This is a genomic window from Cupriavidus sp. FW216-B1, from assembly GCF_058789195.1.
Genome location: NZ_JBYTEL010000007.1, coordinates 141403 through 153510, shown reverse-complemented (window position 1 = coordinate 153510; position 12108 = coordinate 141403). Strand labels below are relative to the sequence as shown.

The following is a 12108-nucleotide window of genomic DNA, read 5'->3' as shown; positions in this document are numbered from 1 at the left end:
AAGCGTTGGTGTGGGCGCTGGCGCGCGCCAGCGCCAGCGCCAGCGACTACGTGCTGTTCATCGACGCCGACGAGACCCTGCGCGTGCCGCCCGGCTTCCGCTGGCCCGCGCTGGGCGCCGACGGCTACCGTTTCCTGTGCGAGCTGGGCGGCTGGCACTACCGGCGCAACGCGCTGGTGGCCGCCGGCCAGCCGTGGCGCTGGGAAGGCGTGCTGCACGAATACCTGACGCAGGACGCGCCGCACGCATGGCAGCACCTGGACGGCCCCGCCATCGTGGTGTCGCGCGACGGCGCGCGGGCGCGCGATCCGCATACCTACCTGCGCGACATCGAGGTGCTGGAGCGCGCGCTGGAGAAGGAGCCGGCCAATCCGCGCTACCGCTTCTACCTGGCGCAGAGCTACCGCGACGCGGGGAACGTGGAGGCCAGCCTGGCGCAGTACCGCGCGCGCGCCGCGCTGGAGGGATGGGACGAGGAGCGCTGGTTCGCGCTGTTCCAGATCGGCGTGCTGACCGAACGGCTGGCCGCGGCGGACGCGAGCGTCGCCGCCGGCGCCGTGCGCGACGCCTACCTGGCCGCCTACCAGGCGCGCCCGGCGCGCGCCGAGCCGCTGTGCGAGCTGGCCCGCTGGCACCGCCTGCGCGGCGAGTTCGCGCAGGCGCACCTGTACGCGCAGCAGGCCGCGGCGCTGGCGGTGCCGGACGACTCGCTGTTCGTCGACACCTCGGTCTACAGCTGGCGCGCGCTCGACGAACTCGTGGTCAGCGCTTACTACATCGGCGCGCTCGACCAGGGCCGCGCCGCGCTGCGCAAGCTGCTGGCCGACCGGCGGTTTCCCGAGTCCGAGCGCGCCCGCATCGAGGCCAACCGGCCGTTCTACGGTTTGTAGGCGCTCGCCTTGCGCCGGCTCCCTGTGCCGCAGCCGGCGCCGCTCAGCCGCGGTCGACCCAGTTGACCCGGGGAAACTTGCTGGCGAACGCCGCCGGCATCGGCATCACCTGCTTGCGCGCATAGCTGAAGAAGACGAAGCCGGACTTGGCCAGCGCGATCAGCGCGCCGTCGCTCGGGCGCGTGATGCGGAAGGTGATGTCGCCGCCGTAGCGGTTGAAGTCCATCACGCCCACCTCGAACAAAAGCTGGTCGCGCGCATGCGCCTCGTTGCGGTAGGTGGTGGCGAGATCGGTGACGATGGTGCCGACCTGCTCGGTCTCGGCCGCCTCGCCGTCGCCGCTGCGCAGGTCGAACAGGAAACGCGCGCGCGCCTCGGAGATCATCGAGATCATCGAGTCGTTGCCGAGGTGGTTGGCGCTGTTGATGTCCGTCACGCGCACCGTGAGATGGGTGCTGTAGTAGTACTGGTCTTCGGGGAACTCGAGCTTGAGGCGGGCCATGATGCGGTGAAGGCGTGAGCGTGGAATGGGCAAAAAGAAAGGCCCCGGGAAGGGGCCTGACTGGGACTGCTGGCGAGGAGTGCCGACCGTTGGCTCCCCTCTCCCGCCTGCGGGAAAGGGGAGCACACCACCGCCGGTCCTGTGCCTTACATCGACACCGTATCCGCCACGTCCTTGAAGTCTTCGATCTGGTCGAAGTTCATGTACTTGTAGATCTTGTCGCCGTTGGCGCTCAGCACGCCCATGTCGGCCATGTACTCTTCCTTGGTCGGGATGCGGCCGAGGCGCGAGCAGATGGCGGCCAGTTCGGCCGAGCCCAGGTACACGTTGGTGTTCTTGCCCAGGCGGTTGGGGAAGTTGCGGGTGCTGGTGGACATCACCGTGGCGCCTTCGCGCACCTGTGCCTGGTTGCCCATGCACAGCGAGCAGCCCGGCATTTCGGTGCGGGCGCCGGCGGTGCCGAACACGCCGTAGTGGCCTTCCTCGGTCAGTTGCTTGGCGTCCATCTTGGTCGGCGGGGCGACCCACAGCTTGACCGGGATGTCGCGCTTGCCTTCGAGCAGCTTGGACGCCGCGCGGAAGTGGCCGATGTTGGTCATGCACGAGCCGATGAACACTTCGTCGATCTTGGCGCCGGCCACGTCGGACAGGGTCTTGACGTCGTCCGGGTCGTTCGGGCACGCCACGATGGGCTCGTGGATGTCGGCCAGGTCGATCTCGATGACCGAGGCGTATTCGGCGTCGGCGTCCGGCTGCAGCAGCTCGGGGCTGGCCAGCCAGGCTTCCATCGCCTTGATGCGGCGCTGCAGGCTGCGCGCGTCGGCGTAGCCTTCGGCGATCATCCACTTCAGCAGCGTGATGTTGCTGTTGATGTATTCGATGATCGGTTCCTTGTTCAGGCGCACGGTGCAGCCGGCGGCCGAGCGCTCGGCGGAGGCGTCGGACAGCTCGAACGCTTGCTCGACCTTCAGGTCGGGCAGGCCTTCGATTTCCAGGATGCGGCCGGAGAAGATGTTCTTCTTGCCTTGCTTGGCCACGGTCAGCTCGCCCGACTTGATGGCGTACAGCGGGATCGCGTTGACCAGGTCGCGCAGGGTCACGCCGGGCTGCATCTTGCCCTTGAAGCGCACCAGCACCGATTCCGGCATGTCCAGCGGCATCACGCCGGTGGCGGCGGCGAAGGCCACCAGGCCCGAGCCCGCCGGGAAGCTGATGCCGATCGGGAAGCGGGTGTGCGAGTCGCCGCCGGTGCCGACGGTGTCGGGCAGCAGCATGCGGTTCAGCCACGAGTGGATCACGCCGTCGCCGGGGCGCAGCGAGATGCCGCCACGGGTGCTGATGAACTGCGGCAGCGTGTGGTGGGTCTTGACGTCCACGGGCTTCGGATACGCGGCGGTGTGGCAGAACGACTGCATCACCAGGTCGGCCGAGAAGCCCAGGCAGGCCAGGTCCTTCAGCTCGTCGCGGGTCATCGGGCCGGTGGTGTCCTGCGAGCCGACCGAGGTCATCTTCGGTTCGCAGTAGGTGCCCGGGCGCACGCCCTTGCCTTCGGGCAGGCCGCAGGCGCGGCCGACCATCTTCTGGGCCAGCGTGTAGCCGCGGCCGGTGTCGGCCGGGTTCTGCGGCAGGCGGAACAGCGTGGACGGGGCCAGGCCGAGCGCTTCGCGCGCCTTGGCGGTCAGGCCGCGGCCGACGATCAGCGGAATGCGGCCGCCGGCGCGCACTTCGTCGAACAGCACGTCGGACTTGACCTGGAATTCGGCGACGACCTGGCCGTTCTTCAGAGCCTTGCCGTCATAGGGGCGCAGTTCGATGACGTCGCCCATTTCCATCTGCGACACGTCCAGCTCGATCGGCAGCGCGCCGGCGTCTTCCATCGTGTTGTAGAAGATCGGGGCGATCTTGCTGCCCAGGCACACGCCGCCGAAGCGCTTGTTCGGCACGAACGGGATGTCTTCGCCGGTGAACCACAGCACCGAGTTGGTGGCGGACTTGCGGCTGGAGCCGGTGCCGACCACGTCGCCCACGTAGGCGACCAGGTTGCCCTTTTCCTTGAGCGATTCGATGAACTTGACCGGGCCGCGCTTGCCGTCTTCTTCCGGGGTGATGCCGGGACGCGCGTTCTTCAGCATGGCCAGCGCGTGCAGCGGAATGTCCGGGCGGGTGGTGGCGTCGGGGGCCGGCGAGAGGTCGTCGGTGTTGGTTTCGCCCGAGACCTTGAACACCGTCACGGTCAGGCTTTGCGGCACTTCCGGGCGGCTGGTGAACCATTCGGCGTCGGCCCAGCTTTGCAGCACGGACTTGGCGTTGGCGTTGCCCTGGTCGGCCTTTTCCTTGACGTCGTGGAAGGCATCGAACATCAGCAGGGTCTTCTTGAGCGCGGCGGCGGCGACGGTGCCGACTTCGGCGTCGTCCAGCAGCTCGATCAGCGGCGAGATGTTGTAGCCGCCCAGCATGGTGCCCAGCAGTTCGGTGGCGCGCGCGCGCGTGATCAGCGGGCAGGCTTCCTTGCCCAGCGCCACGGCGGCCAGGTACGAGGCCTTGACCTTGGCGGCATCGTCCACGCCGGCCGGCACGCGGTGGGTGATCAGCTCGACCAGGGCCTGCTCTTCGCCGGCGGGCGGGTTCTTCAGGAGTTCGATCAGCTCCGCAGTTTGCTTCGCGGTCAGCGGCAGAGGGGGAATGCCAAGCGCGGCGCGTTCGGCTACATGGGCGCGATAGGTATCAAGCATGGGATCCTGCGGGGTAATAGGGGTTGGGAAGACCTAGTTGTGCCGTGATTGTAGAGTGAAGTGCGTCCGCGGTCAAATGTCTTATATCTTATATAAGAGTTGAATTACACAATCACAGTAAAAACAATGACTTGGACTTCCCGCCCCGTCGGAAACCTACAACAGGAGACCTTGACCAAATTGCTCGGGCAATCCCCCGGGAAAGGCCCCGGCGAGCCCGTTCAGCCGTAGTGCGCGTCGTCCAGCAGCATGTCCTCGAAGAACGCGCCGAAGCGGTGCCGCGGGTCGCGCAGGTGGATTTCCAGGATCCAGCGCATCGGCAGCGGGCAGCTTTCCAGGTCGGCCAGCGAGCCGGTGTAGATGGTGGCGTGCGGGAAGTCCGAGACGCGGTGGCCGGGCAGGTCGAAATTCAGCTCCCAGCCCATCTTGCGCGCGGTGCGGTCGGCGTGGTCGTAGAGCGCGTGGCCGGTCAGCCCTTCCTTGCGCCAGACCGCGCGCACGTCGTGGAACAGCGCCTCGGCGTCGCGCGCGCAGCGGGCGTATTCGGCGTCGTGGCCGACCGTGAAGCTGGCGCCGCCGTCGCCCTCCCAGGCGTCCACGCGCGGGGCGATGTCGATGAAGAAAAGGTCGTTTTCCCGCAGCACCACGCCGGGCACCGAGGCCTGCTTCATCGGCTTGATGGTGTTGCCGCCGAAGCGCACGCGGGTGGGGTGCCAGCTCAGCGCGAGGCCGGCGTCGAGCAGCACCGAGCGGGCCATCGCCACGGCGTCTTCCTCGACCATGCCGGGCGCCACGCGGGCGGCGATCTCGCGGATGGCCTGGCGCGTCTTGTCGCGCGCCAGCAGCATGCCGTCGACGGAAAAGGCGGGGCCGACACGTTCGGCGGCGGCAACATCGGTCTTTGTCATGGGGTCTCTCCGGGTCAGGTGGCGCGCGCCGTGTGCGGCGCCGGGCAGGAACCAGTATGGAGAGCGGGCGGCCCGGGCAGAACCGCCTCCGGCGGTGCCCTGGCGCCAAATGGCGGCGTTTTCGCGCCAGCGCGGGCCGCGCCGCCCGGCTAACATGGCGGCCATCGCCTCCCGCCATCCGGCCCGCCCATGAACCGATCCGTCGCCATCCTTGTCTTTCCCGGCGTGCAGGCGCTGGACGTCAGCGGCCCGCTCGACGTGTTCGCCGAGGCCAACCGCTTCCTGCTGCCCGGGGACCGCTACCAGCTCGGGCTGATCGGCACCGAGCGCGGGCCGGTGGCCTGCTCCAACGGCATGGTGCTGCACCCCCAGCGGCATTTCGCCGACATCGACGCCAGCGCCGGCGCCGACACCGACGTCCCCGGCCTGCTGCTGGTGGCGGGCGGCCCCACGCTGCCCGAGCGGGCCTTTCCCGCCGCGCTGTACGCGTGGCTGCGCCAGGCCAGCCAGCGCGCCGCGCGCTTCGGCTCGATCTGCAACGGCGCCTTCCTGCTGGCCGGCGCCGGGCTGCTCGACGGGCGCACCGTGACCACCCACTGGAACGACGTGGCCGCGCTGGCCGCGCGCTGCCCGGCCGCCCGCGTGGAGGCGGACCGCATCTACGCGCAGGACGGCAGCCTCTACACCTCGGCCGGCGTCACCGCCGGCATCGACCTGTCGCTGTACCTGCTGGCGCAGGACCACGGCGAGGAAGTGGCGCTCGACGTGGCCAAGCGGCTGGTGGTGTTCATCCGCCGCGCCGGCGGCCAGTCGCAGTTCAGCCCCTACCTGACCCCGCTGGCGGAGGCGGCGTCGCCGGTGGCGCGGGTCCAGCAGTATGTGCTGGCTCACCTCACCGAGGATCTCACCCTCGACCGGCTGGCGGCGGTGGCCAGGATGAGCAGCCGCAACTTCTCGCGCATCTTCGCGCGCGACGCCCGCGCGACCCCGGCCGAGTTCGTCGAAAGCGCCCGGCTGGACGCCGCCCGCGTCATGCTCGAGCGCAGCGCGGTGCCGCTGAAGACCGTCGCCTACGCATGCGGGTTCCGCGATCCGCATCACATGCGCGCGGTGTTCCGCCGCCGGCTCGGCGTCTCGCCGCAGCAGTACCGGCACAGCTTCGGCGGCCCGGCCGACGCGCAAGCGCCAATGGAATCAAGCAGTTAGCCGGCCGGCGCGGCAGCGCGGGGCGCGCCGCGCCGGGGCGCGGCCGGCCGCGCAGCGTGGCGCCGGCCATCCACGGCGCCACCCTGCAGCCACCCCGCCACCACCGGCCACCGCCCGCCGCGCGGCCCGGGGCGCGGGTCTGCGGCGGGCGTCCGGCCCATCGCGGGCGCAATTCCGGCTCAAGTTCCGTGCACGCCATTCGTTAACCCCCAGTAAGACCATCCGCATCATCCGGATGACGCACCCGCTTGGCTCAAATGGCCAAGCTGAGCGGGTTTCACCCTTTTTTTCGGCCCTTTGCTTGCCCTGTCTTCACCCAAGAATGGCAGGGCATTCCGATACAGGCATCTCATGGCGACTACGCTCACTTCTTCCCAGGCTGACGGCAACAAGAGCAAGCGCGGGCGACTGCTGCTGGTTCTCGGCGTCGTGATCGTCGCGGCGCTGGGTGCCGGGGGCTTTTTTCTGGGCAACATCCTGAGCAACCGCCAGCCGCCGGTGCCGGCGGCTCCGGTCGTGCCGCCGCCGATCTTCGTGCCGCTGGAGCCGTTCACCGTCAATCTCAAGAGCGAAGACGGCGACCGTTTCCTGCACACCGGTCTGTCGCTGAAGGTGGCGGACGCGAAGGATCAGACGCGCATCACCGAGTACCTGCCGGAAGTCCGTAGCCGGATCCTGCTGCTGCTGTCGGCCAAGCAGCCGCCCGACCTGGCGACGGTGGAAGGCAAGCGCCGCCTGGCGCAGGAAATCCAGCGCGCCGTCAACCAGCCGTTCGCGCCCAACCTGCCGGCTCAGCAGGTCGTGGACGTCCTATTCACATCCTTCGTGGTGCAGTAAGCACGTGCCCTGCCCCACCAGCAAATCCGACATGAATCCGTCCCTGCCTGCCTTGCCCGTACAACAGCACGCGCGCCAACGCCAGCGCGCGGGCTGATCGGCACATGGTCGCTTTCATTCATCACGGCACTCACGGGGCAGGACACTAGATGGCCTACGACAAGTTCCTCTCGCAGGACGAAGTAGACGAATTGCTGAAAGGCGTGTCGGGCGAAGCCGACCTGCCCGAGGTTTCCGCGCCGGTCTCCGAGGACGGCGTGCGCCCGTACAACCTGGCCACGCAGGAGCGCATCGTGCGCGGCCGGCTGCACACGCTCGAGATCATCAACGAGCGTTTCGCCCGCCAGCTGCGCACCGCGCTGTTCAACTTCATCCGCCGCGGCGCCGACATCTCGGTCGGCTCGATCCGCATCGAGAAGTACGGCGACTTCGTGCGCAACCTGCCGGTGCCGACCAACCTGAACCTGGTGCACCTCAAGCCGCTGCGCGGCACGGCGCTGTTCGTGTTCGACCCCAACCTGGTGTTCCTGGTGGTCGACAACCTGTTCGGCGGCGACGGGCGCTTCCACACCCGCGTCGAGGGGCGCGACTTCACCCAGACCGAGCAGCGCATCATCCGGCGCCTGCTGGACCTGGCGCTCAACAGCTACGGCAACGCCTGGCACGCGGTGCACCCGATCGAGCTGGAATACGTCCGCTCGGAGATGCACACCAAGTTCGCCAACATCGCCATGCTCAGCGAGGTGGTGGTGACGACTGCATTCCATATCGAACTGGGCGCCGTGGGCGGCCAGCTTCACGTCTGCTTCCCGTACTCGATGATCGAGCCCGTGCGCGACCTGCTGATGAACCCGCTGCAGGACGAGGTCGAAGTGGACAAGCGCTGGATTTCCCAGCTGTCGCAGCAGATCCGCTCGGCCGAGGTGGAACTGGTGGCCGAATTCGCCCACCTGGAAAGCACCGTGGCCGAAGTGCTGTCGCTGCGCGCCGGCGATGTACTCCCCATCGAGCTGCCCGAGCAGGTGTTCGGCAAGGTCGATGGCGTGCCCGTGATGCAGTGCGGCTTCGGCACCATGAACGGCCAGTACGCGCTGCGGGTAGAACGGATGATCAATCACCAAGAAAGCGATTCCAACAAGGAAACCGACCATGACTGACGGCAAAGACGACAAGCCGGCCGACCCGATGGACGACTGGGCCAGCGCCCTGGCCGAGCAGACCAGCGCCGAGGATCTCGCCGCTGCTGCCGCGCCGGCACCGGCAGTCGCAGCCGCCACCGCAGCCGCGACGCCGGCCGCCTCCAAGGTCTTCCAGCCGCTGGAAAAGGAGGTGCCGAGCGGCTTCCACAACGATATCGAGATGATTCTCGACATCCCCGTGCAGCTCACGGTGGAGCTCGGCCGCACCAAGGTGCCCATCAAGACCCTGCTGCAGCTCGCGCAGGGTTCGGTGGTGGAACTCGACGGCCTGGCCGGCGAGCCGATGGACGTGCTGGTCAACGGCTACCTGATCGCCCAGGGCGAAGTGGTGGTGGTCAACGACAAGTTCGGCATCCGCCTGACCGACATCATCACGCCGTCCGAACGCATCCGGAAGCTCAACAGATGATCGCCAGCCTGCGCCGGATGGCCACCGCCGGGCTCGTCGCCGGCCTGGCGCTGGCGCAGGCTGCGCCGGCGGCGGCGCAAGCCAGCGCCGCCGCGGGCAATCCCCCCGCCGCCGGCGCCACGGCCGGCATCGCGGCCGGTACCGGCGCCGCCGCGGGCCACGTCGGCCCCAGCGGCGCGGCCAGCATGGCCCAGGCCGGCCTCGGCCTGTTCGCCGTCATCGCCCTGATCCTGCTGCTGGCCTGGCTGGCGCGCCGCGCCGGCCTGGTCCGCCACGGCCAGGGCGGCACCATGAAGGTGGTCGGCAGCACCGCGCTCGGCCCGCGCCAGCGCCTGGTGATGGTGGAGGTGGGCGACACCTGCCTGGTGCTGGGCGTCAGCGCCGGCGAGATCCGCACGCTCCATACCCTGCCCGCGCAGGCCGCGCGGGCGCCGGGCCAGTCTCCGGACCCCGAGCGCGGCGGCCCGGCCAATCCGGCGGGCAGCGGCAGCTTCGGCCAGAAGCTGCTGCGCGCCATGCAACACAACCTGAAGTCATGAATTTCCTGCCCGGCGCCTCGCGGCGCGTTTTCCAGCAGCGGCTGCGAGGCCGCCTGCAGGCTCTGCGCGCCTGCGCCGGCCAGCCCTCGCGGCTGGCCTTCGCCGCCGCGCTGGCCGCCGCCTGCCTGGCGCTGGTGCTGCTGCCCGCCCTGGCGCAGGCCCAGGCGCTGCCCGGGCTGACCAGCCGGGCCGGCCCCGGCGGCAGCCAGACCTGGTCGCTGTCGGTCCAGACGCTGGTCCTGCTGACCTCGCTGTCGTTCCTGCCGGCGGCCATGCTGATGATGACCGGCTTCACCCGCATCATCATCGTGCTGGGCCTGCTGCGCAACGCGCTCGGCACCGCCACCTCGCCGCCCAACCAGGTGCTGGTGGGGCTGTCGCTGTTCCTGACCTTCTTCGTCATGTCGCCGGTGTTCGACCGCGTCTACACCGACGCCTACAAGCCGCTGAGCGAAAACAAGATCAGCCTGGAGGACGCCGCCGAGAAGGCCGCCGTGCCACTCAAGGCCTTCATGCTCAAGCAGACCCGCGAGAAGGACCTGGCGCTGTTCGCGCAGATGGCCAAGGCGCCCGAGATGCAGGGCCCGGAGGACGTGCAGATGCGCATCCTGGTGCCGGCCTTCGTCACCAGCGAGCTCAAGACCGCGTTCCAGATCGGCTTCACCGTCTTCATCCCGTTCCTCATCATCGACCTGGTGGTCGCCAGCGTGCTGATGGCGATGGGCATGATGATGGTGCCGCCGGCCACCATCTCGCTGCCGTTCAAGCTGATGCTGTTCGTGCTGGTGGACGGCTGGCAACTGCTGCTGGGTTCGCTGGCGCAGAGTTTCCTGAACTGAACACGGGGCGCGCCCGCCGCGTCCCCACCGAGACCGCTCCATCATGACGCCGGAAACCGTAATGAGCATCGCCACCCAGGCGATGAAGATGACCCTGATGCTGGCGGCACCGCTGCTGCTGGTGGCGCTGGTGGCCGGCCTGGTGGTCAGCCTGTTCCAGGCCGCCACCCAGATCAACGAAATGACGCTGTCGTTCATCCCCAAGCTGCTGGCCCTGTTCGCCACGATGGTGCTGGCCGGCCCGTGGATGATCAACACCTTCGTCGACTACATGCGCGAAGTCTTCCAGGGCATTCCCGCCCTGGTGCACTGATGCGGGCGTAGCGCCCGCGCTGCCCTCACACCGCGCCCGCCGTGCTGTCCGTCACCTCCGCCCAGCTCTACGCCTGGATCGCCGCGTTCCTGTGGCCGCTGTTCCGGCTGCTGGCGCTGCTCAGCACGGCGCCCCTGTTCGGCGAGTCCACCATCCCGCGCCGCGCCAAGGTCGCCCTGGCCGCGCTGATCGCGATGATCGTCTCGCCCACCATCGACAAGCTGCCGCTGGCGCCGGTGTATTCCTTCGAAGGCTTCCTCATCATCCTCAACGAGGTCGGCATCGGCCTCGCGGTGGGCTTCACCATGCGGCTGGCCTTCGCCGCCGTGCAGTACGCCGGCGAGACCATCGGCCTGCAGATGGGCCTGTCGTTCGCTTCGTTCTACGACCGCTCCTCGGGCGGCCAGACGATGGTGCTGGGCCGCTTCCTCAACGTGGTCGCCACCCTGATGTTCCTGGCGATGGACGGCCACCTGATGCTGCTGGCCACGCTCGCCGACAGCTTCGCCACCCTGCCGATCTCGTCCCAGCCGCTCTCGGGCGAGGGCTGGTCGGCGGTGGCGGCGGCCGGCGCCAGCGTGTTCTCGTCGGGCATGCTGCTGGCGCTGCCGCTGATCGCCGCGCTGCTCACGCTCAACCTGGCGATGGGCATCCTCAACCGCGCCTCGCCGCAGTTGTCGATCTTCGCGGTCGGCTTCCCGGTCACGCTGGCCGGCGGCTTCCTGATGATGGCGCTGGTGATGCCGCAGATGAGCTCGTACATGGGACGGCTGATCGACAACAGCCTGGCCGAGGTCGGCATGGTGCTGGGGCAGCTGGGGCGGTAGACGGGCCGGCGTCGAGCGCGGCGGCCTTTTACGGCAGCGCGGCAACGGCGTCGAGCCGGCCCGGCAGCTCCTTCATGAAGGCCGCCCGGGCGCGCGGGCCGGCATACTCCGCCTCTTTCTTCGCGTCCTGGATCAGGCGGGCGAAGACCACGCCGCGGCCATCCTTCTCCGCCCAGCCGACGAACCATCCATAGGCGTGGTCCCAGTCCTCGCCGCCGTCGGCCAGCCGCGGGGCGCCGGTGCCGGTCTTGCCGTGCACGGCCCAGCCGTTGGCGAGCGTGCCGAGCGCGCTGATGCGGCTGGTCATGTCGTACGCCCGCGCGCTGACCGGCAGTTCGCGCCGGACCACCTTGCGCAGGAAGGCGACCTGCTCCAGCGGGGAAATCCGCAGCGAGGCGCCGAGCCACGCATGGGTCAGGCCGTCATGCCGGCCCGGGTTGCCGGTGACGTCGCGGTTGCCGTACTGGAAGGCGTCGACATAGCGCCGGAAGCGGGTCTCGCCAAGCTGGCGCGTGACCTGCTGCGAATACCAGACGATGGAGTTCTTCATCCAGCTCGCGGGATCGGTCGTGACCCGGCGCGCGGGATTGCGGTCGCCGTATTCGGCGCGGTAGGGCATGGCCGGGGCGTGCGCGTCGACCAGCAGGCCCGCGTCGAACCCCATCAGGCTGATGGGCAGCTTGAAGGTGGATGCCGGCGTGACGCGCGTGCCGCAGTCGCCTTCCTGCGTCAGCAGCCTGCCGGTGGCGGCGTCGGCCATCACGGTGCACAGCACGTCCGCCCGGGCCGCGGGCATGGCCAGCGCCGCGCCCAGCGCGGCGAGGATTACGAATCGCTTCAAGATGTTCTCCGTGGTGTCGTGTTCTTGTCGGGGATGACGCCCGGGCCCGGGCTACGAAGCGCAGCA

Annotated in this window: 13 protein-coding genes; 9 read left to right on the top strand and 4 right to left on the bottom strand. The window is 69.0% G+C overall.

Annotated elements, in window-relative coordinates; translation table 11 throughout:
* The coding region (locus AC3WXD_RS17190; protein ID WP_492324257.1) for a tetratricopeptide repeat protein at nucleotides 1-890 on the top strand (890 nt) is incomplete at its 5' end.
* Nucleotides 891-933: 43 nt separating this feature from the next.
* Here the strand turns inward: AC3WXD_RS17190 and AC3WXD_RS17185 are convergent.
* The 3 genes from AC3WXD_RS17185 to AC3WXD_RS17175 all read right to left on the bottom strand — a co-directional run bounded on the left by AC3WXD_RS17185 (nucleotide 934) and on the right by AC3WXD_RS17175 (nucleotide 5032).
* The gene (locus AC3WXD_RS17185) at nucleotides 934-1392 is read right to left on the bottom strand and encodes a thioesterase family protein (RefSeq protein WP_020201835.1); all 459 of its coding nucleotides are present in this window, start codon (nucleotides 1390-1392) and stop codon (nucleotides 934-936) included.
* A gap of 146 nt (nucleotides 1393-1538) precedes the next feature.
* The gene (acnB, locus tag AC3WXD_RS17180; RefSeq protein WP_020201834.1) at nucleotides 1539-4124 is read right to left on the bottom strand and encodes a bifunctional aconitate hydratase 2/2-methylisocitrate dehydratase; all 2586 of its coding nucleotides are present in this window, start codon (nucleotides 4122-4124) and stop codon (nucleotides 1539-1541) included.
* A gap of 221 nt (nucleotides 4125-4345) precedes the next feature.
* Nucleotides 4346-5032: a M24 family metallopeptidase gene (locus AC3WXD_RS17175; RefSeq protein WP_020201833.1), complete on the bottom strand. Its 687-nt coding sequence runs from the start codon at nucleotides 5030-5032 to the stop codon at nucleotides 4346-4348.
* A 189-nt stretch (nucleotides 5033-5221) separates the two neighbouring features.
* Between AC3WXD_RS17175 and AC3WXD_RS17170 the strand changes: the two genes are divergently transcribed.
* The 8 genes from AC3WXD_RS17170 to fliR all read left to right on the top strand — a co-directional run bounded on the left by AC3WXD_RS17170 (nucleotide 5222) and on the right by fliR (nucleotide 11201).
* Entirely contained in the window at nucleotides 5222-6238 is a 1017-nt protein-coding gene (locus tag AC3WXD_RS17170; protein WP_492324256.1) for a GlxA family transcriptional regulator, read from the top strand.
* Nucleotides 6239-6589: 351 nt separating this feature from the next.
* On the top strand, nucleotides 6590-7075 hold the full coding sequence (gene fliL / locus AC3WXD_RS17165; protein WP_020201831.1) for a flagellar basal body-associated protein FliL: 486 nt from the start codon (nucleotides 6590-6592) through the stop codon (nucleotides 7073-7075).
* A gap of 149 nt (nucleotides 7076-7224) precedes the next feature.
* Complete coding sequence (gene fliM / locus AC3WXD_RS17160) at nucleotides 7225-8232, top strand: flagellar motor switch protein FliM (protein ID WP_020201830.1); 1008 nt, start codon at nucleotides 7225-7227, stop codon at nucleotides 8230-8232.
* Nucleotides 8225-8683 carry a flagellar motor switch protein FliN gene (gene fliN, locus AC3WXD_RS17155; RefSeq protein ID WP_020201829.1) on the top strand — a complete coding sequence of 153 codons (459 nt, stop codon included), beginning with the start codon at nucleotides 8225-8227 and terminating at the stop codon, nucleotides 8681-8683. Before fliM ends, fliN begins: the two co-directional genes overlap by 8 nt.
* A complete protein-coding gene (gene fliO / locus AC3WXD_RS17150; RefSeq protein WP_492324255.1) occupies nucleotides 8680-9222 on the top strand; it encodes a flagellar biosynthetic protein FliO in 543 nt (180 codons plus the stop codon). Before fliN ends, fliO begins: the two co-directional genes overlap by 4 nt.
* Complete coding sequence (fliP, locus tag AC3WXD_RS17145; protein WP_020201827.1) at nucleotides 9219-10061, top strand: flagellar type III secretion system pore protein FliP; 843 nt, start codon at nucleotides 9219-9221, stop codon at nucleotides 10059-10061. The genes fliO and fliP overlap by 4 nt, the downstream gene beginning before the upstream one ends.
* 43 nt (nucleotides 10062-10104) lie before the next feature.
* Nucleotides 10105-10374 (top strand): flagellar biosynthesis protein FliQ, encoded by a 270-nt coding sequence (gene fliQ / locus AC3WXD_RS17140; RefSeq protein WP_029043347.1) that lies wholly within the window; start codon nucleotides 10105-10107, stop codon nucleotides 10372-10374.
* A gap of 41 nt (nucleotides 10375-10415) precedes the next feature.
* Nucleotides 10416-11201, top strand: coding sequence for a flagellar biosynthetic protein FliR (gene fliR, locus AC3WXD_RS17135; RefSeq protein WP_020201825.1), 786 nt, complete (start codon nucleotides 10416-10418; stop codon nucleotides 11199-11201).
* A gap of 28 nt (nucleotides 11202-11229) precedes the next feature.
* On the opposite strand, the gene blaOXA is transcribed toward fliR, so the two are convergent.
* Nucleotides 11230-11997 (bottom strand): class D beta-lactamase, encoded by a 768-nt coding sequence (gene blaOXA, locus AC3WXD_RS17130; RefSeq protein WP_052165812.1) that lies wholly within the window; start codon nucleotides 11995-11997, stop codon nucleotides 11230-11232.
* Nucleotides 11998-12108: the final 111 nt, after the last annotated feature.